Genomic DNA, 26573 nt, shown 5'->3' with positions numbered 1-26573 from the left:
CCCCCGAAGCGGCACCACTTTTTCACCATACCCCCCTTCCCTTCCAACAAATCCGCCGTATAGTCGCCAACATGGCACGGGAAACTATCATCACCTCGACCTGCGCCGCGCCCAGCGCGCCGCTTTCCCGTGGGCTGCTGCTTCTTACCCGCTTCTGAGCGTGCCCTTGGGTGCGACCGCTCGGAAGTGATCAGCGCCCGGAAAGCAGCAACACTCTTCAAGGAATAAACCCATGACCGACACCGCCGCGCAATCCCGCGCCGAAGCCGCTAAATCGCAACCCTCCCGCGCCGAGCAGGCGCAATCTCAGCCCAAAGTGATCATCTTCGACACCACCCTGCGCGACGGCGAGCAATCCCCCGGCGCCACCATGACCCATGATGAAAAGCTGGAGATCGCCAGCCTCTTGGATGAAATGGGCGTCGATGTGATCGAGGCTGGCTTTCCCATCGCCTCCGAAGGTGATTTTGCCGCCGTCACCGAAATCTCCAAACGCTCGAAAAACTCCACCATCTGTGGCCTCGCGCGGGCCAATTACAAAGACATTGACCGCTGCTGGGAGGCGGTGAAACACGCGCCCTCGCCGCGCATCCACACCTTCATCGGCACCTCCCCCCTGCACCGCGCCATCCCGAACCTGACGATGGATGAGATGGCGACCCGCATCCACGACACCGTCACCCATGCCCGCAACCTGTGCGACAACGTGCAATGGTCGGCAATGGATGCGACCCGGACCGAGCATGATTATCTGTGCCGAGTGGTCGAAATCGCCATCAAAGCCGGGGCCAGCACGATCAACATTCCCGATACCGTCGGCTACACCGCCCCGCGCGAATCCGCTGACTTGATCCGCATGTTGCTGGAGCGGGTGCCGGGGGCGGACAGCGTAATTTTCGCCACTCATTGCCACAATGATCTGGGCATGGCGACGGCGAACTCTCTGGCTGCGGTTGAGGCGGGTGCGCGCCAGATCGAATGCACGATCAACGGTTTGGGCGAACGCGCGGGGAACACGGCCCTGGAAGAAGTCGTGATGGCGATGAAAGTGCGCAACGATATCATGCCGTACCGCACCGGCATCGATACCACCAAGATCATGAACCTGTCGCGCCGAGTCTCCAGCGTCTCGGGCTTTGCGGTGCAGTTCAACAAGGCCATCGTCGGCAAGAACGCCTTCCTGCATGAGTCCGGCATCCACCAAGATGGTGTGCTGAAGAACATTGAAACCTTTGAGATCATGCGCCCGGCGGATATTGGCCTGACCGCGAACAACATCTCGATGGGCAAACACTCGGGCCGCGCGGCGTTGCGCTCGAAACTGAAGGAACTCGGCTACGAGTTGGCCGACAACCAGCTGAACGACGTGTTCGTGCGCTTCAAGGCTTTGGCCGACAGCAAAAAGGAGGTCTATGACGAAGACCTGCTCGCCTTGGTTGCCGATGAAGCCACCAATGACGCGCACGATTCCATTCAAGTCAAACGCCTGCGCGTGGTCTGCGGCACCGAAGGCCCGCGTGAGGCGGAATTGACGCTGACCATCGACGGGGTGGATCATTCGATTGATGCCACAGGTGACGGTCCGGTCGATGCGGCGTTCAATGCGGTGAAAATGCTGTTCCCACATTCGGCGCGTTTGCAGCTCTATCAAGTGCAGGCCGTGACCGAAGGCACCGACGCGCAAGCCACGGTTTCAGTGCGGATGGAAGAAGACGGTCGCATCGTCACCGGAGCCTCGGCGGACACCGATACGGTGGTCGCATCTGTTAAAGCTTATGTGAACGCGCTGAATAAACTGGTGGTACGACGGCAGAAATCGGCCCCCGATAGTGACAAAAAGTCGGTAAACTACAAAGATCAGGGCTAGAGCAGCCCAGTCTTGCGGCCCTAAAGTGGGAAAACTGCAAGCTTGCTGTCCAAGGCGGAAAGGCGCGACTAAAAAAGCTCGGGCCTTTCCCTACCTCTGGCATGGTCTTATATGAAAGCGCCCGCCTCGGTCACAAGCTGAGTCGCGGGCGTTTGTTTTTCGCGGGCCTCAAGGATCACCTCAGCATGTCTATCCTCTCCAGCATTTTCTCGTCTGACATGGCGATCGACCTCGGCACCGCCAATACGCTGGTTTATATCCGCGGCAAGGGCATCGTGCTGAACGAGCCTTCGGTGGTCGCCTACCACACCAAGGACGGCAAAAAGCAGGTGCTGGCGGTGGGCGAGGATGCCAAGCTGATGCTGGGCCGCACGCCGGGGTCGATTGAAGCGATCCGCCCGATGCGCGATGGGGTGATTGCTGACTTTGAAGCGGCGGAGGAGATGATCAAGCATTTCATCCGCAAGGTGCATAAGCGCACGACCTTCTCGAAACCGAAAATCATCGTCTGCGTGCCGCATGGTGCCACCCCGGTGGAAAAACGCGCGATCCGGCAGTCGGTTTTGTCGGCAGGTGCGCGTCGCGCCGGGTTGATTGCAGAGCCGATTGCGGCAGCGATTGGGGCGGGGATGCCGATCACCGATCCGACTGGCAATATGGTGGTGGATATCGGCGGCGGCACCACGGAAGTCGCGGTGTTGTCGTTGGGCGATATCGTTTATGCGCGCTCGGTGCGCGTCGGTGGTGACCGGATGGATGAGGCGATTATCAGCTATCTGCGCCGTCATCAGAACCTTCTGATCGGTGAATCCACCGCTGAGCGTATCAAGACCAGCATCGGCACCGCTCGGATGCCGGATGATGGGCGTGGGGCCAGCATGACCATTCGCGGGCGCGACCTGTTGAACGGTGTGCCGAAGGAAACCGAGATCAATCAGGCGCAAGTGGCCGAGGCTCTGTCGGAACCCGTGCAGCAGATTTGCGATGCGGTGATGCAAGCTTTGGAGACAACTCCACCGGATTTGGCAGCTGACATCGTCGACCGTGGCGTCATGCTGACGGGCGGCGGTGCGCTGTTGGGTGATCTGGACCTAAGCTTGCGTGAACAAACCGGGCTTTCGATCTCGGTCGCCAATGAGCCGCTGAACTGCGTGGCTTTGGGCACCGGCAAAGCGCTGGAATATGAGAAGCAACTGCGCCACGTTATCGACTACGATAGCTAAACCGGTGGTCCTCCGGTCTTTCAAGTGAAACGGGCCAGTCATGGCAAGAAACCGCATTGATCCAGAAGAGTTCCACCGCCCGCTGCGCCGGGTTCTGGTGGGATTGCTGATTCTGTTGATGCTGGGGCTGTTCTTTTTGTGGCGCATCGACAGCCCAAGGGTGGAACGCTTCCGCGCGGCTTTGGTCGACCGCTTCGTGCCCAGCTTTCAATGGGCGGCGGCGCCGGTCACATGGACGGCGGGGGTGTTGGACAATTACCAATCTTACGCGCGGCTTTATGAGCAGAACCAGCAGTTGCGCGAGGAATTGCGCCAGATGAAGGCGTGGAAAGAGGCGGCGTTGCAGCTGGAGCAGAAGAATGCCCGGCTGCTCGATCTGAACCATGTCCGGCTGGATCCGATGCTGACCCATGTGACGGGGGTGGTTTTGGCCGATAGCGGATCACCCTTCCGCCAGTCGGTGTTGCTGAATGTCGGCGCGCGCGATGGCATTAAGGACGGCTGGGCGACGATGGATGGTATCGGGCTGGTGGGCCGGATTTCCGGGGTGGGTCAGCAGATCAGCCGGGTGATCTTGCTGACCGACAGCAACAGCCGGGTGCCGGTGACGGTGCAGCCCTCCGGGCAGAAGGCGCTGCTGTCGGGCGACAACTCAGACCTGCCGCCATTGGATTTTCTGGAAGACCCCGATGAGGTGCGGCCCGGCGACAGGGTGGTGACCTCGGGCGATGGCGGGATGTTTCCGGCGGGGTTGCTGGTGGGCTCGGTCGTGCTGGGCACCGACAAGCGGCTGCGGGTGGCTTTGTCGGCGGACTACCAGCGCCTCGAATTCCTGCGCGTGCTGCGCAGCCATGAGTTGACGCCGATCACCGATCCGGGTGCTTTGGTGACATCCCCCCCGGTGCAGGGGCCGCCAAAGCCGCCAACCACGCCAGAGCCCGCCTCCGAGACGGGAGCCAGCAATGGTTGACCCCGCCGCGCGTGAGGTTTGGCTGCACCGCGCTTTGTTCGTGGCCATCGCCCTGCTGCTGCTGTTCTGGCGGCTGCTGCCTTTGCCGATGGCGATGATGTCAGATTGCGCCGAGACTGCCGGGTGGTGCCGTTTCACCGTCTGGCTGAACCGCACGCCGGGCCCAGATTTGCTGCTCTGCATCATCTTTGCCTGGACGATGCGCCGCCCGGATTACCTGCCTGCCCTGCTGATCGCCGCCGTGGTGCTGTTGGAGGATATGCTGCTGGATCGACCCCCCGGCCTCTGGACAGCACTGGTGCTTTTGGCTTCAGAGTTCGTGCGGGGTCGCGTTGCACTGACTCGTGAATTGAACTTTGGGGTTGAATGGCTATTGGTCTCGGGTCTGATGGTGGCAATGCTGCTGGTATATCGGACGTTCTTCGCGATGGTGCTGGTGCCGCAAACCGGCTTTGGATTTGCAATGATCCAGGTGGTTTGGTCGGTTCTGTGTTATCCAGTCGTGGTGTTCTTGTCGCGCTATGTGCTGGACCTGCACAAGCCTGCGATGGGCGAAATTGATGCTTATGGGAGACGGATGTGAGACGGGCGCCGCGCGATACTGAAGCCACCTCACGCTCGGTGACGCGGCGGGCGTTGTTCATGGGCGGTTGCATGGCGGCGATGGTCGCGGCATTGGGCGCGCGGATGCGGTTTATCGGGGTCGAGCAGGCCGATGAGTTTCGCCTGCTGGCCGAAGAAAACCGTGTCAGCATCCGGCTGATCCCCCCGGCGCGAGGCTTGATTCAAGACCGAAACGGCAAGCTGATCGCTGGGAATGAGCAGAATTACCGCGTGGTGATCACCCGCGAAAACGCCGGCAAAACCGATGCCGAAGTGGAAGAGGTGCTCAACCGCCTCAGCCACATTATCCCGATGACCGCCGCGGATCTTGCCGACGCGATGAAAGAGCTGAACCCAAGGGTGAACTCTGCCTTCGTGCCGATCACCGTGGCCGAGCGTTTGGACTGGGACGATTTCAGCAAAGTCGCCATCAACGCCCCCGCCCTGCCCGGCGTGACACCCGAATCTGGACTGAGCCGACTTTATCCACGCGATTTTGATTTCGCGCATATCGTGGGGTATGTCGGCCCCGTTTCGGAAAAAGACTTGGAAGAACTGCGCACAAAGCAGCAAGAAACCGGCGAGTCCATCGACCCACTGCTGATGATCCCAAAGTTTCAGATCGGCAAGATCGGGGTCGAGAAATGGATGGAAGACACGCTGCGCGGGACGGCAGGCACCAAGCGCATTGAGGTCAACCATGTTGGCAGGGTGATGCGCGAATTGGACCGCGCCGAAGGTCTGAAAGGCAAAGACCTGCGGCTGACGATTGACGCCGATGTGCAGAATTTCGTCCAAGCCCGCTTAGGCGAGGAAAGTGCCGCCTGCGTGGTGATGGATGTCAACAATGGCGACATCATCGCGGCGGTATCCTCACCCTCGTTTGATCCGAACCTGTTCGTGCGCGGGATTTCCAGCGCCGATTACGCCGCTTTGACCGAGCATGACCACCGCCCGCTGGCGAATAAGGTGGTGCAGGGGGCCTATCCGCCGGGATCAACCTTCAAGATGGTGACGGCACTGTCCGCTCTGGAAGCGGGCGTGATTGATGAAAATACCGCAGTCCATTGCCCCGGCTATATCGAAATGGGCGGCATCCGATTCAACTGCTGGAAGCGCGGCGGGCATGGCTCGGTCAATCTGAAACGCGGCTTGTCAGAAAGCTGCGATGTGTTTTTTTATGATGTTGGTCAAAGAGTTGGCATCGACAAGATGGCCGAAACCGGGCGCAGTCTCGGGCTTGGTATCCGCCACGACCTGCCAATGTCGGCAATCTCGGAAGGCAAGATGCCGAACAAGGCGTGGAAGCAGGAACGCTACGGTCAGGCTTGGGTGATCGGCGACACCATCAACGCCTCGATCGGTCAGGGCTATGTGCTGGCCACGCCACTCCAATTGGCGGTGATGGCGTCGCGGATCGCTAGCGGCAAACAAGTAGCCCCCCGCATCATCCATTCGGTGAACGACATTGAGGTGCCGATTGCCGAGGGCGAGGGGCTGGGTGTCGATGGCTCGAAACTGCGCGCGGTGCAGATGGGGATGTATGAGGTGGTGAACGGTCCGCATGGCACCGGGCGTGGCTCGCGGATTGCCGATGACACCATGCAGATGTGCGGCAAATCTGGCACAGCACAGGTGCGTAACTTTTCCGATGCCGAAAAGCGCAGCGGGGCTACGAAGAACGAAGCCTTGCCGTGGCGCTTGCGCGACCATGCGCTATTTGTCGGCTTTGCCCCCGCCAATGCGCCCCGCTATGCGGTGTCGGTGGTGGTGGAACACGGCGGCGGCGGCTCCGCCGTGGCCGGGCCGATCGCGCGCGATGCGTTGTTGCGCGCCCTGACCGGGGGCATCCCGCCGCTGACCGCCTATCCCGCCGATCAGCGCGGCACGATCGAGACCAGGATGAAAGAGCTGCGGTTGCGTCTGCCCGATGGCAGCCAGCCCGCAGCCTCAAAGGTGTGAAACGGCGATGAGTTTTCTGGAATATCGCCTCAAGCTTGCGCCCAGTGGCATCTCTAAGGTGTTCTACATCAACTGGGCGCTGATTTTGGTGTTGACCGCCATCGCCGCTATCGGCTGGCTGATGCTGTATTCTATCGCGGGCGGCGATATGGACATTTGGGCTTTGCCGCAGATCAAGCGTTTTGGCATGGGTCTGGGGCTGTTGTTCTTCGTGGCCTTCATCCCGATCTGGTTCTGGCGCAGCATGTCGGGGGTATCTTACCTTGTGGCGATGCTGCTTTTGCTGGTTGTGCATTTCTTCGGCACCGTTGGTATGGGGGCGCAGCGCTGGATTGATCTCGGCTTCATGCGCTTGCAACCTTCGGAATTGATGAAGGTGACGCTGGTGATGATCTTAGCGGCCTATTACGATTGGCTGGATGACAAGAAAGTCTCGCGCCCGCTGTGGGTGGTGATCCCGGTGGCGCTTATTCTGCTGCCAACCTATTTCGTGTTGAAGCAACCCAACCTTGGCACCTCGATGATGCTGGTCTTGGGCGGGGCCGGGGTGATGTTCGCGGCAGGTGTGTCGCTGTGGTATTTCGGCGCGGTGGCGGCTTTGGGCGGCGGCGGCCTTGCGGCAGTGATCATGTCGGAAGGCACGCCGTGGCAGGTGCTGCATGATTACCAATACAAACGCATCCATACGTTTCTGGACCCTTCGGCAGACCCTTTGGGCACCGGCTACAACATCATCCAAGCCAAGATTGCTTTGGGATCGGGCGGTTGGGCGGGCAAAGGATTCATGCAAGGCACGCAGAGCCGATTGAATTTCCTGCCGGAAAAGCACACCGACTTCATCTTCACCACCTTGGGCGAGGAATTCGGCTTCATCGGTGCGATTTCTCTGCTGGCGCTCTACACGCTGGTCTTGGTGTTTTGCATCATCGCGGCAATCCAGAACAAGGATCGTTTCAGCCAGTTGTTGATCATCGGCGTGGCGATGAACTTCTTTCTCTACCTCGCGGTCAATCTTGCAATGGTGATGGGGATGGCTCCGGTGGTGGGCGTGCCACTGCCGCTGCTGTCGTATGGCGGCTCGGCGACTTTGGTGATTTTACTGGCCTTTGGGCTGGTGCAAAGTGCCATCGTGCATCGACCGAGGTAATCCTATGAAACGTCACATCCGCTTTGTGCTCGCCTTTGTGATCGGCGCAGTCGTTGCCCTGCTGGTGCAACTGACGCCACTGCCGTTTGAGCTGCGCGTGCTGGCGGCGGCCAATGCATTTTTCGTCAGCTATCTGGGGCTGATGCTGCAATTCGCGGCCACCACATCCTCGGACGAATTGCGCATCCATGCCGAGCAGAATGATGCCGGCGTGGTCGCAATCCTGCTGTTGGCGCTGGCCGCAGGGGCGATCAGTCTCACCTCAATTATTCTGGTGCTCAGCGCGCCGAGTGACAGCACACCCGCGCGGCTGATGGCTTTGGGCTCGGTCCCGCTGGGCTGGGCTGCCGTGCATGTGCTGGCGGGGTTTCACTATGCCTATCTGTTCTATCAGCCCCGCAAGGCCAAAACGCCCGCCGGGCTTGAGTTTCCCGGCACCGATAAGCCAGACCCTTGGGATTTTCTGTATTTCTCTTTCGTTATCGGCATGACCGCGCAGGTCAGCGATGTCACCACCTCCTCAGCGCAGATGCGCAAAGTCGTGCTGCTGCATTCGGTCGGCTCGTTCTTTTACAACACCATCATTCTGGCGCTCGCGGTGAATGCCGCTGTGAGCAGTGCCGGTTGAAGTTACAGGAGCCTGAAATGAGCCTCACCGTGTTTTTCTCTGCCCCCGCCGTGTGGGAGGAATATCGCGACCTGCTGCCGCAGTTGCTGGCGGCTGCCGGGATCGACGCCCAAGTGGTGACCGAAGCCCCTGACCCTGCCACAGTAGATTACATCATCTATGCGCCTTCCGCGCCATTGCAGGATTTCACGCCTTATGTCGGCTGCAAGGCGGTGCTAAGCCTCTGGGCCGGGGTTGAACGCATCGTTGGCAACACAACGCTGACCCAACCGTTGTGCCGGATGGTCGATAACGGGCTGACCGAGGGCATGGTGGAATGGGTGGTCGGTCACACGCTGCGCCATCATCTCGGCATGGACCGCCATATCATCAATCCGGGCCATATCTGGGACGCGGCCTGCCCACCCTTGGCACGCGAGAGGAAGGTGGCGATGCTCGGCATGGGCGCGCTCGGCACCGCCTGCGCGCAGGCTTTGGCGGCGTTAAATTTCAACGTGGTGGGCTGGAGCCGGACCGAGAAAGTGACCGCAGGCATTCAGGGCCTTCATGGTGAGGCCGGACTGGAAGCAGCCTTACGCGGCGCGGATATCGTGGTCACATTGCTGCCGAAAACCCCCGAAACCGAGAATATCCTGAACGCGGAACGCCTGTCGTGGCTCAAGCCCGGCGCGTTTATCCTGAACCCCGGACGCGGGCCGCTGATCGACGATGCAGCCCTACTGGCGGCACTGGACTCGGGTCAGATCGGCCATGCCACGCTGGATGTGTTTCGCATCGAGCCTTTGCCCGCAGATCATCCGTTCTGGAGCCATCCCCGCGTCACCGTCACCCCGCATATCGCCGCCGACACCCGCGCCACCGGAGCGGCGAAAGTGCTGGTGGAAAACATCCGTCGCGGTGAGGCAGGCGCGCCGTTGTTGCATCTGGTGGATCGCACCCGCGGCTACTGAGGCAGCGGAATTCGCGCGAATTCCGTGCACGATTTCCGCGCGGAAATCGGTTTCGCCTGTTGTTTCGGTGGGATCAATGCGGCAAAGGTCGCGATTGGGCCAGACCTGCGCCGCCGTCGCGCCCAACTTGCCGCAAACGGGGGCGGCAATGTCATATCTGAGCGGCGCAATTTTGATCATCCTTGCCGGGGTGCTGTGGTCAACGCAGGGGCTGATCATCCGGCTGATCCCAGATACCGGATCTTGGGCGATCCTGTTCTGGCGCTCGGCGGGGATGTTGCCGGTGCTGGCGATTTGGATCGGGCTTGCCGCACGCGGCAGCATCATGACTGAAATCCGCTCGGTCGGCTGGGCCGGCGTGCTGGGTGGCCTTGGGCTGGTGATGGCTTTCTCGGGCGCGATCTATGCGTTCCAAGCCACCAGCGTCGCCAATGCCGTGCTGCTGTTTGCGGCCTCACCGTTGTGTGCCGCGATTTTGGGCCAGGTGTTGCTGGGCGAAGACGTGAGCGGGCTTACATGGTTTGCCATTGCTCTCGCCGCCTTGGGCATTCTGGTGATGGTCGGCGGCGGCCTTGCAGGGGGGGCGATGGACGGCAATATTGCCGCTTTGGTCTCGGCGCTTGGGTTTGCAATTTTCACCGTGACATTGCGCTGGGGCAGGCTCGCCAACATGCTGCCTGCGGTGGCCTTGGGCGGGTTTTTCTCGATGATCGCCGGGGCGGTGGCTTTGGCAATCCTTGGCAAAGCCGTGCTGATCCCGCTGCCCGAGATTGCCATTTCGGCGCTGATGGGGGCAGTGACGCTGACGGGCGGCATGTTGCTTTATACCATTGGCAGCAAAGTAGTGCCCGCCGCGCAGGCGACATTGCTGTCGCTGGTTGAGGTGCTGCTGGCCCCGCTTTGGGTTTGGCTGTTGTTGGACGAGACGGTGTCGCGCGGCACGCTGATTGGCGGCGCGGTATTGCTGGCGGCAGTGCTTTTGAACGCTTATGGCGGGCGGTTTCAGCGCGTGCAGGGGGCTCGCCCCCTCGGCGTGGCACGCCTCACCCCGAGGATATTTGAGCGCAGAGGATGAACTCAGGGGGTCTAACGGTGACGGCGGAAGAACCTTGTGCGGGCATAGAGCTCCTCTAACCGCTTCATCCGGCCTTCGGTGACATCCCATGTCAGATCTTGCACCGCTGCCAGCAGCGTTTCTACCAGCACCATCAGCGACACGTTGCTGTCCCAAGCCGAGGGCGCTTCGATATGGCAGGCCAAGGTGTGCCGCGCATGCGCCGAAGCCGGGGAAATCCACCGATCAGTGATCAGCACGATCTCAGCCCCGCGTTCCTTTGCCATTTCCGTCACTTGCAGCACCGCGTTTTCATAGCGGCGGATGTCGAACACCAACAACACATCGCTTGGCCGCATATCCAGCAGCGCGGGTTGCCAAGTCGACGAACTGTCCGACAGCAGCGTCACCTCAGGCCGTACAATCGTCATCAGCGAGGTAAAATAATCCGCCATCGAATGAGTGATCCGCCCGCCCATCGCGAAGACATGCCGTGCCGGGTCAGCCAACAACCGGGCGGCCGCGTCAAATTCGGCATGGTCGATCTGGCCCAAGGTGGCTTGCAGATTGCTCATCACCGCATCGGCGAAGCGGTTCAAAATGTGCGTGTCGGGCACGCCACCCGCCCAGCGATCATGCTTGGCGAGGGGCGAGATCAGCATCGCCTCGACCTCGCCCCTCAGCGCGGCTTGGAAATCGGGATAACCCTTATAGCCCAGCTTTTGTGCCAGCCGCACCACCGTCGGCGTGGACACGGATGCAGCTTTTGCCAGAATGGTGATCGAGCCCAAAGCCGCCACCGGGTAATGCGACAGCACATGCGTGGCGAGTTGCCGCTCGGCCCGCGTCAGATCGGGCAAAGCTGCGCGCAGTTGCTCGTCTAAACTTAGTCTGGCATCCATCGCGGCCTCCTCTTTCGCCAAGCCTAGCGCAAATTGTAGGGTTTGGAAAAGATTGTATCAGCGCCGCCCCGAAAGAAACATTCTTGACAGAACTGCGGCAAAAGGTGAGCCTTGGAGCAACTCTAGGGGATGACTCGACGCCATGCGAGGTGCAACGAAACTCAAAACGCCTGCGCCCCCCAAAGCGCCCGTGCCGCTGGTCGACGCATTTTTGCCTGTGATCGAGAATGTCGAGGCCGCTGGCCGGATCATTCTGGTCTGCGAACATGCCTGCAACCATATCCCGCCTGCGTGGGGCGATCTGGGGCTGACGCCTGCGCAGCGCATGGCACATATCGCCTGGGACCCCGGCGCTTTGGCGGTCTCTCGCGGCCTCGCGCAGCGCTTGGGTGCAGTGTTGATCCACGCCCCGGTGAGCCGCCTTGTCTATGACTGCAACCGTGCGCCGGATATGCCGGGGGCGATGCCTGTACGCTCGGAAATCCACGACATTCCCGGCAATGCCACGATCTCGGCCAGTGAGCGGCTGGCGCGGACCGAAGCCGTGTATCTGCCATGGGCCAACGGCCTGCACAGCCTGATCGCCAAGCGCATCGCTTTGGGGCTGCAGCCTGTGATGATCACCATCCACTCCTTCACCCCGATCTATCACGACAAGCTCCGCCGGGTGGAGTTCGGCGTGATCCATGATGCCGACCCGCATCTGTCGGTGGCGATCTTGAACGCCGCGCATAAGCTGACCGGGCTGCAAGCCGAATTGAACGCGCCCTATTCAGCGGCTGATGATGTGACGCATACTTTGCGCGTGCAGGCGACGCCTTATGGCTTGCCCAATGCGATGCTGGAAATCCGCAACGATCTGATTGCAACGCCAGAGGCCGCCGAGGTGATGGCGGATCAGTTGGCGGCTGTATTGAACATGGGTCTGGTGGAAATCCAGCGGCAGGCGAAGGCCAGTTGACGCGCGGCTAAAGGCTTCTCGGCGGGGCTTTGGCCCCAAATGCACATGACCCCGCACCAGACGGGGAACTCAACAGCGGAGATCCCGGACATGCCCGGCAATATGACACTTTCTGAGCTTAAAGCCGCCGTGAAGGCTGGCGAAATTGACACCGTTCTGGTGGCTGGCATCGACATGCAAGGCCGCCTGATGGGCAAGCGCTTTCACGCGCAATTCTTCGTCGATGGCGGATGGGAGGAGACGCATTGCTGCAACTATCTCCTTGCCGTTGATATGGAGATGACCACGGTTCAGGGCTATAAAGCCTCGAACTGGCAGACGGGCTATGGCGACTACATCCTGAAAACCGACATGAGCACCCTGCGCCGGGTGCCATGGCTGGAAGGCACCGCGATGGTGCTGGGCGACACGTTGGATCACCACCACAACCCGGTGCCCCACGCGCCGCGCAACATCCTGAAGCGTCAGGTGGAGCGTGCCCGCGCCATGGGCTTCGATGCGATGATGGCGACGGAGCTGGAATTCTATCTGTTTGAAAACAGCTACGAATCCCTCCGCGACAGCAATTTCACCGGGCTGAAACCCGTCAGCGCCTATAATGAAGATTACCACATCTTCCAGACCACCAAGGAAGAAGACGTGATGCGCGCCGTGCGCAACGGGCTTTATGGTGCAGGCATCACCATTGAAAACTCCAAGGGTGAGGCGGATGCGGGGCAAGAGGAGGTGAACTACAAATACTCCGACGCTCTGGACACCGCCGACAACCACAGCATCGTCAAGCACGGCATCAAGGAAATCGCTTGGTCGAAGGGCAAGTCGGTGACCTTTATGGCGAAATACGATCACCGCAAGGCGGGGTCGTCGTCGCATTGCCACCAATCTTTGTGGACGCTCGACGGCAAGCCTGCGTTCTATGACAAAAAAGACAAGCACGGCATGAGCCAGCTTATGAAGCACTATATCGCGGGGCAGCTGGCCTATGCGCGCGAGATGACGGTATTCCTCGCCCCCTATGTCAACAGCTACAAACGCTTCACCGTGGGCATGTTTGCGCCCACCAAAGCCGTCTGGTCTGCCGACAATCGCACCGCAGGGTTCCGGGTCTGTGGCGAGCATACCAAAGCGATCCGGGTGGAGTGCCGTATCCCCGGCAGCGATGTGAACCCCTATCTCACCTGCGCCGCCCTGCTCGCCGCGGGCCTTGACGGCATCGAGCAGAAGCTGGAGTTGGAGCCCGAAATGCAGGGCGATATGTACACCGCAGGCGATGTGCGGGAAATCCCGCACAACCTGCGCGAAGCCGCCGATTTGCTGCACGGATCGGCGATGTACCGCAAGGCGTTTGGCGATGATGTGGTGGAGCATTACCACCACGCCGCCCAGTGGGAGATTTCGGAAACCGACCGCGTGGTGACCGATTTTGAAATCCAGCGCCTGCTGGAACGCGCGTAAATATGTAGGGTGGGGTTTTACCCCACCTATCGCATGAACGGTGGGGTGAAACCCCACCCTACGAGGTAAGCTATGAAACCAATTCAACTGATTTCCCCGGTGGACGGCTCGGTCTATGCCGAGAGGACACCGCTGACGCTGGAGGCTGCGAAAGCCACCGTTGCCCTCGCCCGCGCCGCACAAAAAGGCTGGGCCGCGCGCCCCTTGGCAGAGCGTATTGCACTGGTGAAAGCCGGGGTTGCTAATCTGAACTCCAATGCCGAAACCATCGTCGAGGAACTGGCGTGGCAGATGGGCCGCCCCACCCGCTTTGGCGGCGAATTTGGCGGCGTCAATGCACGCACGGAATATATGTCCGAGATTGCAGCCACCACCTTGGCCCCACAAACCGTTGAAGACAGCGATAAATTCCGCCGCTACCTCGCGCGCGAAGCCTTGGGTGTGGTGTTTATCGTAGCACCCTGGAACTATCCCTATCTCACCACGATCAACACCCTTGTTCCCGCCCTGATCGCCGGAAACACGGTTGTTCTGAAACATGCGTCGCAAACCATGCTGGTGGGCGAGCGTTTGGCCGAAGCCTTCCACGCCGCGGGCATTCCCGCCGATGTGTTCCAAAATGTCGTCCTCGACCATGCAACCACCGAACATCTGATCGCCAACCGCGCGTTCAATTTCGTCAACTTCACCGGCTCGGTCGGTGGCGGTCAGGCGATTGAACGCGCAGCTGCGGGCACCTTCACGCCCTTGGGCCTTGAACTCGGCGGCAAAGATCCCGGCTATGTCCGCGCCGATGCGAACTTGGATGCCGCCGTCGATACCCTGATGGATGGCGCGATGTTCAACGCGGGCCAGTGCTGCTGCGGCATCGAGCGGATTTATGTGCATGAATCGCTCTACGATGCCTTCGTAGAAAAGGCCGTGGCTTGGGTGAAGACCCTGAAACTCGGCAATCCGTTTGAGGCCTCATCAACCCTCGGCCCGATGGCGAACAAACGTTTCGCCGCCGTGGTGCGCGGCCAGATAGCCGAAGCCGTGGCCGCAGGTGCCAAGGCCCTGATCGACCCTGCCCTGTTCCCGGCTGATGACGGCGGCGCCTACCTTGCGCCGCAAGTGCTGGTGAACGTGGATCATTCGATGCGGGTTATGATGGAGGAAAGCTTCGGCCCGGTCGTCGGCATCATGAAGGTCAAGGACGATGCCGAAGCCATCAAATTGATGAACGACAGCCCCTATGGCCTGACCGCGAGCATCTGGACCGAGGATTACGACACCGCCGCCGCACTCGGCGCGCAGATTGAAACCGGCACGATCTTCATGAACCGCGCCGACTACCTCGACCCCGCGCTGTGCTGGACCGGCTGCAAAGACACCGGGCGCGGCGGCAGCCTGTCTTACTTGGGTTTCCTCTCGGTCACCCGCCCGAAATCCTACCATCTGAAGAAAGTCTAAACCATGACCCACTCTGTCCCCAACCGGAACTGGTCCTACCCCACCGCGATCAAATTTGGTGTTGGCCGCATCAGCGAACTGGCCGAACATTGCGCCGCCGCAGGGGTGAAAAAACCACTGTTCGTCACCGACAAGGCTTTGGCCAGCCTGCCGATCACCGCCGAAGCCGTAGCCATCCTGAAAGCCCACGGTCTTGGCACTGCGGTGTTTTCCGAAGTCGATCCGAACCCGAATGAAACCAATATGGCAGACGGAATCGCGGTCTATCTCGCGGGCGGCCATGATGGCGTGATCTGCTTTGGCGGCGGTTCGGCCCTCGACCTTGGCAAAATGATCGCCCTGATGGCGCATCAGCGCAAAGACCTGTCGGTGTGGGATCTGGAGGATATCGACGACTGGTACACCCGCGCCGATGCCAGCAAAATCGCCCCGATCATCGCGGTGCCGACAACCGCTGGCACGGGTTCGGAAGTTGGTCGCGCAGGCGTTCTGACCAACTCGGCGACGCATAAGAAAAAGATCATCTTCCATCCCAAACTGCTGCCCGTGGTGGTGATCTGCGATCCGGCCCTGTCGGTGGGGATGCCGAAATTCATCACTGCTGGCACCGGCATGGATGCGCTGGCGCATTGTCTTGAGGCCTATTCCTCGCCGTTCTATCACCCGATGAGCCAAGGCATCGCCTTGGAAGGCATGCGGCTGGTGTTTGAGAACCTGCCGAAAGTCTACGCCAACCCGAACGATCTCGATGCCCGCGCGCATATGATGTCGGCAGCAGCGATGGGGGCGGTGGCCTTCCAGAAGGGTCTGGGCGCGATCCATTCCCTCAGCCACCCTGTCGGCGCAGTCTATGGCACCCATCACGGCACCACCAACGCTGTGGTGATGCCAATGGTGCTGGACATGAACCGTGCGGCCATTGAGGACCGCATCGAGAAAGCCGCCGCCTATCTTGGCATCAAGGGTGGTTTCGATGGCTTCCGCGCCGCTGTGATGGCTTTGCGGGCCGAGTTGAACATCCCCGCCAACCTGACCGCGATGGGCGTGAAGCGCGAGGATCTCGACATGCTGACGGAAATGGCGCTGGAAGATCCGTCCTGCGGCGGCAACCCGGTTGCTATGACGCGGGAAAACACCCGCGCGCTGTTCGAGGCTTGCATGTAACTTGAAAAGCGGCGGTTTCAGCCTTTAAACCGCAGAAACCGCCGCCTTTACCTACGGACCCAGAATGACCCAGTACGTCACCACTGATATTGCGATCCTTGGGGCGGGGGTCGTCGGGCTTGCTATTGCCGAGGCTTTGACGGCTGAAGGGCGCGAGGTGGTGCTGGTGGATCCCGGCCAGCCCGGTATGGGGGCGAGCTATGGCAATGCCGGCACTATCGCCGACTATGCGGTGATGCCGGTGGGCAGCCCGGATGTTTTGCGCAACCTGCCGTCGCTTTTGTTGAACAAGAACTCCCCCCTCGCCATCCGCCGCGCGGCCTTGCCTTCGCTGCTGCCGTGGCTGGCGCGGTTTGCCATGCAATCCCTGCCCGCCCCCACCCGACGCAATGCGGCGGCGATTGCGGCGCTGGTCGCCGATGCCTGCCCCAGTTGGCAGGGCTTGGCGGAACGGATTGGCGGCTCGGCTCTGATGCAGCATAAGGGGGCTCTGTATCTGTATGAGACTGCCGCCAGCTTCAAAGCCGCCGAGGCGGATATGGCGTTTCGGCGCAGCCATGGGATCACGGTGGAGCTGATCTCGCCGGATGTGCTGGCGGGAATGGAGCCGGGCTTGCCTGCCGTGGAAGGTGGGGCTGCGTTCTTCCCGAAGGCGGTGTTTCTGTCCGATCCGGGGCTGATGGTGCAGACCCTCGCCGCCCATATCGGTAAAAGCGCCGCGTTTGTGCGGGCCGAGGCGCGCACGATCACGCGGCAGTTCGATGGCATCGTGGTGGAGGGGCCGGATTTGCGGCTGCGGGCGCGAAGGGTGATCATCGCGGCGGGGGCGCATTCGAAAGCACTGGCGTTGCAGGCGGGGGATCGCGTGCCACTGGATACCGAGCGGGGGTATCATGTGGAGTGGGATATGGCCTCACCGCGCCTGACCCGGCCTGCCTGTCCGACGGCACGCGGGTTTTATTTGTGTCCGATGAGTGGCCGCCTACGGGTGGCGGGGACGGTGGAGTTGGGGGGGCTGACGGCTGGGCCATCGCCACATCGGATCAGGAAGCTGGTGGAGGGGGCGCGGGTGATTTTCCCAGACCTCGGCGCGCCGGATCGGGAGTGGATGGGGTTCCGGCCTTCGATGCCGGATTCGGTGCCAGTGATTGGGCCGAGCCGGGCTGGAGCGGAGGTTATCCATGCTTTCGGGCATGGGCATATCGGGCTGACCTTGGCCCCGATCACGGCGCGATTGGTGGCGGATTTGGTAGCGGGGCGGCAGCCGGAATTGGATTTGACGCCGTATTTGCCCGGCAGGTTTTAAGGTGGTCCCAACTCGGGACCTTTTTTTATACCTTTATATCAGATAGTTGATCTAGCGCCGTTAACAGATTTTTAACACTTCAACCCGTGACAGCAAAAAGCCGCCCCAAACGAAGGGCGGCTTTCGCGGCAGATGCCAGTGGTCTTAGCCCAGATGCGCCAGCACGAAAGGCTGCACTTCGTGCCAACCTTCCCACATCATTTTCAGCGCGACATAGACGATGATCGCAAGGCCGACATAGGCGATCCAGCGGTGCTTGTTCAAAAGGCGCGCGATAAACGTCGCGGCAAGGCCCATCAGCGCGATCGACAGCACAAGGCCGATCACCAGCACGGTCGGATGTTCACGCGCGGCGCCCGCCACAGCCAGCACGTTATCAAGGCTCATCGAAATGTCGGCAATCACGATCTGCCACGCGGCTTGCGCAAAGGTCTTGCGCGGCGCGCCGCCTGCGACGGTTCCATCGGCGTTCAGATCGCGGTCGGTCAGCGATTCCTCGGCCATATTGTCACTGCCGTGGCCCTGTTGCAGCTCGCGCCACATCTTCCAGCAGACCCAGAGCAGCAGGATGCCCCCGGCCAGCAACAGCCCGACAATCGCCAACAGATGCGTGGTGATCAGGGCAAAACCGATCCGCATGATGGTGGCCGCGATGATGCCGACCAGAATGGCCTTGTTGCGCTGATCTTTCGGCAGGCCCGCAGCGGCGAGGCCGATCACGATGGCATTGTCGCCCGCGAGGACAAGGTCAATCCCCATGACCTGAAGCAGGGCAATAAAGCCCGGATAAGTGAAGATTTCCATGTCCGTCCCGGTTTGCGTGTTGTTGTTGCGGGCTAGGTAAGGGCTGACCAAGTGTATTTCAACCCAGCTTTCAAAGCCAATTCCATCGGTTCAGCCCGAAAGCAGCTTTGCAACCACCACCTCAGGGGCAAAGTGTGGTGATTTCGACGCTATAGGTGGTTTTGCCCGGCATACCGGGCGGCTTAGCGATCAACTTGAGCACAAGATCGCACTCTTGCGTGCGCACCGTCCATTCATCGGCCCCATCGGAGAAACTGCCCGTGTTGCTGATCGCACCGATTGGAGCCTGACGCAGCGCATCTGCAACCGCCGCGTCTTGCAGGATCGTGGTGATCTTTTCGGCGCTGTCATAAAACGGCGACAGCATGGCGAGCGCGGGGCTGGCGGCAAGCGTCAGCAGAGCTGCAAGGCGCAGCATGATTACAGCATCCCCGGCACGACCTGATCTGGCGGGCGGTGGCCGTCGGCGAAGGTTTTGATGTTGATGATGACCTTTTCGCCCATCTCGATGCGGCCCTCGACCGTGGCGGAACCCATGTGCGGCAGCAGCACAACATTTGGGAGCTCTCGCAGGGTTGGGTTGATCTCGGTGCCGTGTTCGTAGACATCGAGGCCCGCGCCGCCGATTTCACCGGCTTTCAGGCCTCGGGCCAGAGCGTTTTCGTCGATCACTTCGCCACGTGAGGTGTTGATGATCACCGCCGTTGGTTTCAGCAATTTCAGCCGACGCGCGTTTAACAGGTGGAAGGTGGAGGGGGTGTGCGGGCAGTTCACAGAAATGATGTCCATGCGGGCGATCATCTGATCCAGGCTTTCCCAATAGGTCGCCTCTAGCTCGGCTTCCACCTCGGGGCGCACGCGTTTGCGGTTGTGGTAATGCACCTGCATCCCGAAAGCGCGGGCGCGCCGCGCCACGGCTTGGCCGATGCGGCCCATGCCAAGGATGCCCAAACGACGACCGCCGATCCGGCCACCCAGATGCGCCATCGGCGACCAGCCTTGCCATTTGCCCGCCTGCATTTCGGCCAGACCTTCGGGGATGCGGCGGGTGACGGACAGCATCAGCGCAAGCGTCATATCGGCGGTATCATCGGTGACGGTGCCGGGAGTGTTGCTGACCAGAATCCCACGTTGGCGGGCGGTTGCGACATCAATATGATCGACGCCCGAGCCATAATTGGCGATCAGTTTCAGCTTGTCGCCAGCTTGCGCGATCAGGCCCGCATCAATCTGATCGGTGATCGTTGGCACCAGCACATCGCAGCGCCGCATCGCGGCTGCGAGGTCATCGCGGCTCATGCCCACGTCGGGGTCGCGCAGCTCGACATCGAACAATTCCTTCATCCGAGTCTCGACGGCTTCTGGCAATCGTCGCGTCACGACAACGTTTAAGCGTGTTGCGGGCATGAAGGCCTCCCTGCACTTCCAAATCAGCGTATTGTTTGGCAAAGTGGCGGGAAGCGGGGCAAGGTACAAGCCCCCGTCTGTATTTGGGGCGCGGCGGGATGAACAGGAAGCAGTTTTTGGTGGGGATGACGGCGGCTTTGCTGGCCGGCGGCGCGCAGGCGCAGGAAGAACTGCCGATGACGCCTGCGCCGGATGACAAAACCCCGCGCGATCCGAACAAAGGCCCGGTGACCAATCTGCCGCTGCCGCGCTATGTCAGCCTGAAGGGGCGCGAGGGCAACGTGCGGCGCGGGCCGGGGATGACGCACCGGATCGACTGGGTGTTCACCACGGCGGGGATGCCGCTCAGGATCACCGCCGAATATGACCGCTGGCGGCGGGTGGAAGATTATCAGGGCATGGGTGGCTGGATGCAGTTCAACCTGCTGTCGGGGTCGCGATCGGTGCTGGTGACGCAAGATATGGCGGAGTTTCGCGACAGCCCGGATGGGCAGGCGCGGGTGTCGTTTCAGGCGGAAGTGGGTGTGATTGCTAAGCTGCTGGAATGTAACGCTGATTGGTGTCGGGTCAATGCGGGCGGTGAAAAGGGCTGGATATTGAAATCATCGCTTTGGGGTGTCGATCCGGCGGAGATTTTAGACTAGCGCCCTGCGGTTCGGCCTGCGACCGCAGAGTGCTTGCACTGCAGCGGCGGCTTGGGTATGGCGCGGGTCCGGGTTTTAGGAGCGTAAGATGAGCACATCCGCCAGCATGAAGTTGAATCTGTCGGCGGGCCTCGCTTCGGTGGCGATTGCCGGGGTGATGGTGGGGCTGAAGCTTTGGGCCTATGGCACGACCGGGTCGTTGTCAGTGGCGGCCTCGCTGGCCGATAGCGCGATGGATCTGATGGTGTCGCTGGGCGCTATGGCGGCGCTGATCTATGCCGCCAAGCCTGCGGACGAGGACCATGCCTTTGGGCATAGTTCTGCCGAGGATCTGGCGGCGTTGGGGCAGGCGTTTTTCGTGTTGATCTCGGCCGGGGTGATCACTTGGGCGGCGGTGACGCGGCTGTTGGGCCCGACCGAGGCGCATCTGGTTGGCGAAGGCGAGGGGATGCTGGTGATGGGCGTCTCGGTGGCGCTGACGGTGGTGTTGGTGTGGTGGCAGGGTCGCGTCGCAAAGCGGACGGGCAGCCGCGTGGTGGCAGCCGATCGTTTGCACTACATGGGCGATCTGCTGCCGAACATGGGCGCGATCATTTCGCTTTGGGCGTCGAAAAGCTTTGGGCTGGGCAGCATCGATTCGGTGGTGGCCTTGACGGCGGCGGCGATTATGGCGGTGGGGGCACTGCGGATCGGCAAGGGGGCGTTTGATGCGCTGATGGACCGCACCGCTGATCCCGCGATTGTCACCGGGATTGCGGATATGGCCGCCGCTTGGCCGGGGGTGCGCGGCTTTCATGATCTGAAAACCCGGATGGCGGGCAGCAAGGTCTTCGTCAACCTGCATATCGAGTTGGATGGCGAGCAGTCTTTGCGCGACGCCCATGCGATTGGGGCGGCGCTGCGGCGGGCGATTTTGCAGGCCTATCCGCAGACCGATGTGATCATCCACAAGGATGTGGCGGATGTCACCGCCGCCTCCAAGCGGCAGAGCCATTAGGGCAAAGTCCTAGCCCGCCTTAGATTTCACCGCTTTGTGGTCAGGCCAATTTGCGCTAAACTAGCGCCTGTGCGCAGCATTGGCGTTTTGCGCACAACCCAGCAAAATTTTCCGTAAGACTTGCAACACCTGCAACTCCGTCTCATATTAAGGTTGAATTACACAATCGTATAACAAGAATGGCCCGCTATGGCAGACCGCCGCCCCTATCGCCGGGAAAGTGAAGAACGTCGCCGCGAGGATTTGATCGCGGCAGCGCTCGATCTGGTTGCGGAAGGCGGGCTTCATGCGGCAACGGTGCGCGCGATTGCTGAGCGTGCGGGCGTCACACCGGGGCTGATCCGGCATTACTTCACCTCGAAAGAAGACCTCACCCGCGTCGCCTATCAGCGGCTGATGGAACGGATGACCACGGATTCAGCAGCCGTGCTGCATGGCGGACCGGATGACGCCATGGCGCGGCTGGCGAATTTCGTGGTGGCATCGGTCAGCCCTCCGGTGGCGGACCCGGTGGCGGTGGGGCTATGGGCGGCTTTTGTGCATGATGTGCGCCGCGATGCCGCGATGCGCGAGATTCACACCGCGAACTATTTGGCGTTTCGCAACATGTTGCAGGGGCTAATTGCCGCCCTACCCCGCCCTGTCAGCGATGCGCAACTGCGCCGCGACGCCATCGCCTGCAATGGGGTGATTGACGGGTTGTGGCTGGAAGGCTCGATCCTGCCCGAAGCCTTCGCCCTTGGCGAAATCCCCGCCATCGCGCTGACTTCTGTGGGCGCCATTCTGAACATTGACCTTGTTGCTGCTTATCAGCCAGATCGGACTTTGCCATGAAATATGCCGCCATCACCGACCGTCTTGCCCATCTGGGTGGAGCAAAATGGGAGGTTCACGCCCGCGCCAAGGCTCTGCAAGCTGCGGGTAAGCCTGTCATTCAACTGACGATTGGCGAGCCGGATGTCGCCACTCCGCCCGCTTTGATCGCGGAAGCGCAACGGGCGATGGATGCCGGGCGTCTGGGTTATTCCAATGGCCGGGGCGAGCCTGCTTTGCTTGAGGCTTTGGCTGCGCGCTATTCCAAGCGGACGGGCCGCGCGATTTCGACGGAGCAAATTGCCTGCCTGCCCGGCACGCAAACCTCGCTTTATGCGGTGCTACTGACGCTGACCGGGCCGGGCGATGAGGTGCTGGTGGGCGATCCTTTGTATGCAACTTACGAGGGCTTGATTGCTTCCACGGGCGCGGTTGCAGTGCCGGTGCCGCTGCGGGCCGAGCATGGCTTTCGGATGCAGGCGGCGGATGTGGCCGCCCGGATCACCCCGCGCAGCCGGATGATTTTTCTGAACACGCCGCACAATCCCACCGGGGCTATTCTGACGGGGGATGATATTGCGGCCTTGGGGGCTTTGGCGAAGCAGCATGATCTGTGGATGCTGAGTGATGAGGTTTATGAGGAATTGGTGTTTGCGGGTGGCACCTTTGCCTCACCGTTGGACAATGCCGATCTGGCCGATCGGGTGGTGGTGACGGCCTCGATTTCGAAATCGCACGCGGCACCGGGATTCCGCTCTGGCTGGTGCGTCGGGCCCGAGGAATTCTCGGCGCGGCTGCTGCCGGTGGCGGAAACCATGCTGTTCGGCAACCAACCCTTCATCGCCGATATGACGGCTTTGGCGGTGTCGGCCCCTTCGGAAGTGGCGCAGGGAATGGCAGAACGCTTCGCGCGCCGCGCTGCGTTGATTTATGAACAACTGAACGGGGTGAATGGGTTGCGGGTGCATAAGCCCGATGCCGGGATGTTCACCGTGGTGGATGTGAACGCCACGGGCCTGAGTGGAGAGTGTTTTGCTTTGGGGCTGCTGGCCGATGAAGGTGTCGCGGTGATGCCGGGCGAAAGCTTTGGCGCGGCACTGGCGGGCTGGATCAGGATCAGCCTGACACAAGACGATGCTTTGGTGATTGAGGCGTGCAAGCGGATCGCACGCTATGCCGCGTTGAAGCAAGGAATGGCGGCATGAAAACGGTTGGTGAGCGTTTGGTTGAAGGTCTGGCTGCGCGCGGGGTTGAGGTGATTTTCGGTATTCCCGGCGTGCATACGGTGGAAATGTATCGCGGACTGTCGGGCAGTTCGGTGCGCCATGTGACGGCGCGGCACGAACAGGGCTGTGCCTTTATGGCGGATGGCTATGCGCGGGTTTCCGGTAAGCCGGGGGTGGCTTTGGTGATCACCGGGCCGGGGATTTTGAACGCGCTGACCGCGATGGGGCAAGCGGCGGCAGATTCGGTGCCGATGCTGGTGATCTCGGGGGTGAACCGTCGCGATTCTTTGGGGCTGGGGCTGGGCTTGCTGCATGAGTTGCCGGATCAGGCTGCGATGGTGCGGCCTTTGTGTCCAACCCGGCAGATCAGGGATGCGTCTGAGGTCGGTGAGGTTTTGGACTGGGCCTTCGCCGCGATGGCGACGGGGCGGCCGGGGCCTGTGCATATCGAAGTGCCGACCGATGTGATGCCATTGGACTGTGCAGAATTGCCTGCGCCTGCCGCGTTGCCCGTGGCGGCGGTGCCGGATGTTTCGGCGGCGGTGGCGAAGTTGAACGCGGCGCAGTCGGTGGTGATCTTGGCTGGCGGTGGCGCGCGCGGGCAAGAGGCGGCGTTGCAGGCCTTGGCCGAGAAGTTGGACGCTCCGGTTGTGCAGACGGTGAATGCGCGGGGCATGATGTATGGTCATCCGCTGGTGGTGCCTGCCTCGCCCAGCTTGGATGCGCCGCGTGCGCTGATCGCAACGGCAGATCAGGTGCTGGCGATTGGCACCGAATTTGGCCCGACAGACTACGACATGTATGTGCGCGGTGGTTTCCCGGATCTGTCGGAGATGATCCGGGTGGATATCTGCGCCAAGCAGTTGCGGCGGCACAAGGCTGGCGTTGCGCTGCACGGTGATGCGGGCGCGGTGATGGTGGCGCTTTTGCAGCTCGTCGCGCCGAAGCAGGCCGATGGGGCTGGCCGGGCTGCGGCCGCGCGCAAGGCAGCAAGGGCGGAATTAGCAGAATTGGACGTGCTGATGCCGGGGCGGCTAGAAATGGTCGAGACTATCCGCACTGCCGTGCCGGGGGCTTTGATCGTTGGCGATAGCACCCAAGCGATTTATGCCGCGAACCTCTACTACGATCATGACCGCGCGGGAGGGTTCTTCAATGCCGCGACGGGTTTCGGCGCTTTGGGCTTCGGGCCGGGGGCGGCTGTTGGCGCGGCACTGGCGGCACCGGGCGAACAGGTGATCTGCCTGATCGGCGATGGCGGCTTGCAGTTCAGCCCCGGTGAGTTGCGCACGGCGGTGGATGAGCGTTTGCCGATCACCTATGTCGTGTGGAACAACGCGGCCTTCGGCGAGATCGCCGATGCGATGCGTGGGGCAAATACCGAGGTGATCGGGTGTTCGCCCTCGCCCCTGAACATGGAGCCGTTTGCCGCCGCCTGCGACTTGCCGTTTGCGAGCGTGGCGTTGGACCCAGAAGCGCTGCACGCGGCGCTGATCCAGCCACACAGCGGGCCACGCATGATCGAGGTGCGGGTGGCAAGGTAGCCGATTTTCGCGCGAAAATCGTAGACGGAATTCGCGCGAATTCCGATTTCGGGGCGCGGCTGTCGCGCCCCTTTCTTTTGATCAAATTATTTGGCATAAGGCGTCAAGTCCTGAAAGGTACCCCTGATGTCCGAGTCTCTGATCGCCGGAATTCACCCAGACCGTCTGCAAAAGCTGCGCCTGCGCGAAGCCAAACGTTTTGCGCAAGGCCGCCCAAAGGCCCGCGCGGCACTCGACAAAGGTGCGGATATATTCCTCGATGGTGTGCCTTTGCACTGGATGAAAGACTGGCCGATGCCGCATCTGCCGTTGATCACCAAGGCCAAGGGCGCACGGATCACCGATATTGACGGCTATGAGATCGACGATTTCTGCTTGGGCGACACTGGCAGCATGTTTGGCCACTCGCCCGCCCCGGTCGCAAAAGCCATTCGGCATCAGGCGACGCGCGGGCTGACCTATATGCTGCCCTCCGAGGATGCTTTGGAGGCAGGCCGCCTGCTCACGGAACGCTTCGGTGATTTCCGCTGGCAGATCGCCACCAGCGCCACCGATGCCAATCGTTTCGCCATTCGGGTGGCCCGCGCCATCACGGGCCGTGCGAAAATTCTGGTGTTCAACGGCTGCTATCACGGCACCGTCGATGACGCGATGGTGGAGCTTTCCAACGGCGTTACACAAAATCGCGCAGGGCTGATGGGGCAAGTCGCCGATCTGACTTCGGGTGCTGTCGCTTGCGAATTCAATGACTTGGCCGGGGTAGAGGCGGCGCTTGCCAAGGGTGACATCGCGGCAATCCTGACCGAGCCAGTGATGACCAATTCTTGCATGGTCCTCCCCGACCCCGGCTTCCACGATGGGCTGCGCGCGCTGTCGCTGAAATACGGCGCGCTGTTGATGATGGATGAGACGCATACGATCTCCAGCGGGCTCGGCGGCTATACGGGCGTGTATGGCCTAACGCCCGATATCTTTGTGGTTGGCAAATGCGTGGCGGGCGGGATGCCCACCGCTGTCTGGGGTCTGACCCCGGAAACCGCCGCGCGGTATGAGGCGGCCAACGCTGCCCGCAGCCCCGGCCATTCCGGCATGGGCACCACGCTTTCGGCCAATCCGATGCAATTCGCCTGCCTGAAGGCCACTCTCGCGGGCGTAATGACCACGAAAAACTATGCCCATATGGAAAGCCTCGCACACCGTCTGGCGCAGGGTCTTGGCAAATCCATCGCCCGGCACAAAGCGCCGTGGCATGTGGTGCGTGTTGGTGCGCGGGTGGAGTTCATCTGCGCCCCCGGCCCGTTGCACAATGGCACCGAAGCCGCCTTGGCGCATCAACCATCCGTGGAATCCGCGCTGCATGTCGCCCTCTTGAACCGGGGCTGCCTGATTGCCCCCTTCCACAACATGATGCTGATCAGCCCCGCCACCAAGAAACGTCAGGTCGATCGTTTGATCGCCGCCTTTGACGAAACCCTGTCCGAATTGTTTTGAGAT

24 protein-coding genes are annotated in these 26573 nt (G+C 61.2%); 20 read left to right on the top strand and 4 right to left on the bottom strand.

Annotated features, from left to right (window positions below):
* The first annotated feature begins 232 nt into the window (after nt 1-232).
* The 9 genes from ACS5RD_RS09845 (at nt 233) to ACS5RD_RS09805 (ending at nt 10425) form a co-directional block, all read left to right on the top strand.
* On the top strand, nt 233-1867 hold the full coding sequence (locus tag ACS5RD_RS09845) for a 2-isopropylmalate synthase (RefSeq protein WP_489931036.1): 1635 nt from the start codon (nt 233-235) through the stop codon (nt 1865-1867).
* 185 nt (nt 1868-2052) lie between these two features.
* Complete coding sequence (locus tag ACS5RD_RS09840; protein ID WP_054007360.1) at nt 2053-3090, top strand: rod shape-determining protein; 1038 nt, start codon at nt 2053-2055, stop codon at nt 3088-3090.
* A gap of 40 nt (nt 3091-3130) precedes the next feature.
* Nucleotides 3131-4060, top strand: coding sequence for a rod shape-determining protein MreC (mreC, locus tag ACS5RD_RS09835; protein WP_054007278.1), 930 nt, complete (start codon nt 3131-3133; stop codon nt 4058-4060).
* Nucleotides 4053-4643 carry a hypothetical protein gene (locus tag ACS5RD_RS09830; RefSeq protein ID WP_054007279.1) on the top strand — a complete coding sequence of 197 codons (591 nt, stop codon included), beginning with the start codon at nt 4053-4055 and terminating at the stop codon, nt 4641-4643. Before mreC ends, ACS5RD_RS09830 begins: the two co-directional genes overlap by 8 nt.
* Entirely contained in the window at nt 4640-6625 is a 1986-nt protein-coding gene (gene mrdA, locus ACS5RD_RS09825) for a penicillin-binding protein 2 (RefSeq protein ID WP_489931035.1), read from the top strand. Before ACS5RD_RS09830 ends, mrdA begins: the two co-directional genes overlap by 4 nt.
* Before the next feature lie 7 nt (nt 6626-6632).
* Nucleotides 6633-7772 carry a rod shape-determining protein RodA gene (rodA, locus tag ACS5RD_RS09820; protein WP_489931034.1) on the top strand — a complete coding sequence of 380 codons (1140 nt, stop codon included), beginning with the start codon at nt 6633-6635 and terminating at the stop codon, nt 7770-7772.
* Between the two features lie 4 nt (nt 7773-7776).
* Nucleotides 7777-8400, top strand: coding sequence for a DUF1345 domain-containing protein (locus tag ACS5RD_RS09815; RefSeq protein ID WP_489931033.1), 624 nt, complete (start codon nt 7777-7779; stop codon nt 8398-8400).
* Nucleotides 8401-8417: 17 nt separating this feature from the next.
* On the top strand, nt 8418-9350 hold the full coding sequence (locus ACS5RD_RS09810; RefSeq protein WP_489931032.1) for a 2-hydroxyacid dehydrogenase: 933 nt from the start codon (nt 8418-8420) through the stop codon (nt 9348-9350).
* Nucleotides 9351-9498: 148 nt separating this feature from the next.
* Nucleotides 9499-10425: a DMT family transporter gene (locus tag ACS5RD_RS09805; protein WP_489931031.1), complete on the top strand. Its 927-nt coding sequence runs from the start codon at nt 9499-9501 to the stop codon at nt 10423-10425.
* 11 nt (nt 10426-10436) lie between these two features.
* On the opposite strand, the gene ACS5RD_RS09800 is transcribed toward ACS5RD_RS09805, so the two are convergent.
* The gene (locus ACS5RD_RS09800) at nt 10437-11306 is read right to left on the bottom strand and encodes a MurR/RpiR family transcriptional regulator (RefSeq protein WP_489931030.1); all 870 of its coding nucleotides are present in this window, start codon (nt 11304-11306) and stop codon (nt 10437-10439) included.
* A 142-nt stretch (nt 11307-11448) separates the two neighbouring features.
* On the opposite strand from ACS5RD_RS09800, the gene ACS5RD_RS09795 reads away from it, so the two are divergent.
* The 5 genes from ACS5RD_RS09795 to ACS5RD_RS09775 all read left to right on the top strand — a co-directional run bounded on the left by ACS5RD_RS09795 (nt 11449) and on the right by ACS5RD_RS09775 (nt 17644).
* Nucleotides 11449-12267, top strand: coding sequence for an N-formylglutamate amidohydrolase (locus ACS5RD_RS09795; protein ID WP_489931029.1), 819 nt, complete (start codon nt 11449-11451; stop codon nt 12265-12267).
* A 90-nt stretch (nt 12268-12357) separates the two neighbouring features.
* A complete protein-coding gene (locus ACS5RD_RS09790) occupies nt 12358-13722 on the top strand; it encodes a glutamine synthetase family protein (protein WP_489931028.1) in 1365 nt (454 codons plus the stop codon).
* A 72-nt stretch (nt 13723-13794) separates the two neighbouring features.
* Complete coding sequence (locus tag ACS5RD_RS09785) at nt 13795-15174, top strand: aldehyde dehydrogenase family protein (protein WP_489931027.1); 1380 nt, start codon at nt 13795-13797, stop codon at nt 15172-15174.
* A 3-nt stretch (nt 15175-15177) separates the two neighbouring features.
* Entirely contained in the window at nt 15178-16338 is a 1161-nt protein-coding gene (locus ACS5RD_RS09780; protein ID WP_489931026.1) for an iron-containing alcohol dehydrogenase, read from the top strand.
* 64 nt (nt 16339-16402) lie between these two features.
* Nucleotides 16403-17644 carry an NAD(P)/FAD-dependent oxidoreductase gene (locus ACS5RD_RS09775; protein ID WP_489931025.1) on the top strand — a complete coding sequence of 414 codons (1242 nt, stop codon included), beginning with the start codon at nt 16403-16405 and terminating at the stop codon, nt 17642-17644.
* Nucleotides 17645-17788: 144 nt separating this feature from the next.
* Here ACS5RD_RS09775 and ACS5RD_RS09770 read toward each other — a convergent pair whose 3' ends face one another.
* The 3 genes from ACS5RD_RS09770 to ACS5RD_RS09760 form a co-directional block, all read right to left on the bottom strand.
* Complete coding sequence (locus tag ACS5RD_RS09770) at nt 17789-18448, bottom strand: TerC family protein (protein ID WP_489931024.1); 660 nt, start codon at nt 18446-18448, stop codon at nt 17789-17791.
* Between the two features lie 121 nt (nt 18449-18569).
* Nucleotides 18570-18866, bottom strand: coding sequence for a hypothetical protein (locus tag ACS5RD_RS09765; RefSeq protein ID WP_489931023.1), 297 nt, complete (start codon nt 18864-18866; stop codon nt 18570-18572).
* Between the two features lie 2 nt (nt 18867-18868).
* Nucleotides 18869-19855 (bottom strand): 2-hydroxyacid dehydrogenase, encoded by a 987-nt coding sequence (locus tag ACS5RD_RS09760; RefSeq protein ID WP_489931022.1) that lies wholly within the window; start codon nt 19853-19855, stop codon nt 18869-18871.
* Between the two features lie 98 nt (nt 19856-19953).
* Here ACS5RD_RS09760 and ACS5RD_RS09755 point away from each other — a divergent pair, with 98 nt between their 5' ends.
* The 6 genes from ACS5RD_RS09755 to ACS5RD_RS09730 all read left to right on the top strand — a co-directional run bounded on the left by ACS5RD_RS09755 (nt 19954) and on the right by ACS5RD_RS09730 (nt 26570).
* Nucleotides 19954-20499, top strand: coding sequence for an SH3 domain-containing protein (locus ACS5RD_RS09755; RefSeq protein WP_489931021.1), 546 nt, complete (start codon nt 19954-19956; stop codon nt 20497-20499).
* Nucleotides 20500-20587: 88 nt separating this feature from the next.
* Complete coding sequence (locus tag ACS5RD_RS09750) at nt 20588-21496, top strand: cation diffusion facilitator family transporter (protein ID WP_054007292.1); 909 nt, start codon at nt 20588-20590, stop codon at nt 21494-21496.
* A 189-nt stretch (nt 21497-21685) separates the two neighbouring features.
* Complete coding sequence (locus ACS5RD_RS09745) at nt 21686-22330, top strand: TetR/AcrR family transcriptional regulator (RefSeq protein WP_489931020.1); 645 nt, start codon at nt 21686-21688, stop codon at nt 22328-22330.
* Nucleotides 22327-23514 carry a pyridoxal phosphate-dependent aminotransferase gene (locus ACS5RD_RS09740; protein WP_489931019.1) on the top strand — a complete coding sequence of 396 codons (1188 nt, stop codon included), beginning with the start codon at nt 22327-22329 and terminating at the stop codon, nt 23512-23514. Before ACS5RD_RS09745 ends, ACS5RD_RS09740 begins: the two co-directional genes overlap by 4 nt.
* Nucleotides 23511-25079, top strand: a complete 1569-nt coding sequence (locus tag ACS5RD_RS09735) for a 5-guanidino-2-oxopentanoate decarboxylase (protein WP_489931018.1) — start codon at nt 23511-23513, stop codon at nt 25077-25079. Before ACS5RD_RS09740 ends, ACS5RD_RS09735 begins: the two co-directional genes overlap by 4 nt.
* A gap of 126 nt (nt 25080-25205) precedes the next feature.
* Nucleotides 25206-26570 carry an aspartate aminotransferase family protein gene (locus ACS5RD_RS09730; RefSeq protein WP_489931017.1) on the top strand — a complete coding sequence of 455 codons (1365 nt, stop codon included), beginning with the start codon at nt 25206-25208 and terminating at the stop codon, nt 26568-26570.
* Nucleotides 26571-26573 lie beyond the last annotated feature (3 nt).

This window comes from Cypionkella sp. PAMC25878 (assembly GCF_058135695.1).
This window is presented reverse-complemented; position numbering and strand designations above follow the sequence as displayed.

Coding starts and splice junctions, on each gene's coding strand:
- ACS5RD_RS09845 (WP_489931036.1), top strand. CDS start 233: ATGACCGACACCGCCGCGCAATCCCGCGCCGAAGCCGCTAAATCGCAA.
- ACS5RD_RS09840 (WP_054007360.1), top strand. CDS start 2,053: ATGTCTATCCTCTCCAGCATTTTCTCGTCTGACATGGCGATCGACCTC.
- mreC (WP_054007278.1), top strand. CDS start 3,131: ATGGCAAGAAACCGCATTGATCCAGAAGAGTTCCACCGCCCGCTGCGC.
- ACS5RD_RS09830 (WP_054007279.1), top strand. CDS start 4,053: ATGGTTGACCCCGCCGCGCGTGAGGTTTGGCTGCACCGCGCTTTGTTC.
- rodA (WP_489931034.1), top strand. CDS start 6,633: ATGAGTTTTCTGGAATATCGCCTCAAGCTTGCGCCCAGTGGCATCTCT.
- ACS5RD_RS09815 (WP_489931033.1), top strand. CDS start 7,777: ATGAAACGTCACATCCGCTTTGTGCTCGCCTTTGTGATCGGCGCAGTC.
- ACS5RD_RS09810 (WP_489931032.1), top strand. CDS start 8,418: ATGAGCCTCACCGTGTTTTTCTCTGCCCCCGCCGTGTGGGAGGAATAT.
- ACS5RD_RS09805 (WP_489931031.1), top strand. CDS start 9,499: ATGTCATATCTGAGCGGCGCAATTTTGATCATCCTTGCCGGGGTGCTG.
- ACS5RD_RS09800 (WP_489931030.1), bottom strand. CDS start 11,306: ATGGATGCCAGACTAAGTTTAGACGAGCAACTGCGCGCAGCTTTGCCC.
- ACS5RD_RS09795 (WP_489931029.1), top strand. CDS start 11,449: ATGCGAGGTGCAACGAAACTCAAAACGCCTGCGCCCCCCAAAGCGCCC.
- ACS5RD_RS09790 (WP_489931028.1), top strand. CDS start 12,358: ATGCCCGGCAATATGACACTTTCTGAGCTTAAAGCCGCCGTGAAGGCT.
- ACS5RD_RS09785 (WP_489931027.1), top strand. CDS start 13,795: ATGAAACCAATTCAACTGATTTCCCCGGTGGACGGCTCGGTCTATGCC.
- ACS5RD_RS09780 (WP_489931026.1), top strand. CDS start 15,178: ATGACCCACTCTGTCCCCAACCGGAACTGGTCCTACCCCACCGCGATC.
- ACS5RD_RS09775 (WP_489931025.1), top strand. CDS start 16,403: ATGACCCAGTACGTCACCACTGATATTGCGATCCTTGGGGCGGGGGTC.
- ACS5RD_RS09770 (WP_489931024.1), bottom strand. CDS start 18,448: ATGGAAATCTTCACTTATCCGGGCTTTATTGCCCTGCTTCAGGTCATG.
- ACS5RD_RS09765 (WP_489931023.1), bottom strand. CDS start 18,866: ATGCTGCGCCTTGCAGCTCTGCTGACGCTTGCCGCCAGCCCCGCGCTC.
- ACS5RD_RS09760 (WP_489931022.1), bottom strand. CDS start 19,855: ATGCCCGCAACACGCTTAAACGTTGTCGTGACGCGACGATTGCCAGAA.
- ACS5RD_RS09755 (WP_489931021.1), top strand. CDS start 19,954: ATGAACAGGAAGCAGTTTTTGGTGGGGATGACGGCGGCTTTGCTGGCC.
- ACS5RD_RS09750 (WP_054007292.1), top strand. CDS start 20,588: ATGAGCACATCCGCCAGCATGAAGTTGAATCTGTCGGCGGGCCTCGCT.
- ACS5RD_RS09745 (WP_489931020.1), top strand. CDS start 21,686: ATGGCAGACCGCCGCCCCTATCGCCGGGAAAGTGAAGAACGTCGCCGC.
- ACS5RD_RS09740 (WP_489931019.1), top strand. CDS start 22,327: ATGAAATATGCCGCCATCACCGACCGTCTTGCCCATCTGGGTGGAGCA.
- ACS5RD_RS09735 (WP_489931018.1), top strand. CDS start 23,511: ATGAAAACGGTTGGTGAGCGTTTGGTTGAAGGTCTGGCTGCGCGCGGG.
- ACS5RD_RS09730 (WP_489931017.1), top strand. CDS start 25,206: ATGTCCGAGTCTCTGATCGCCGGAATTCACCCAGACCGTCTGCAAAAG.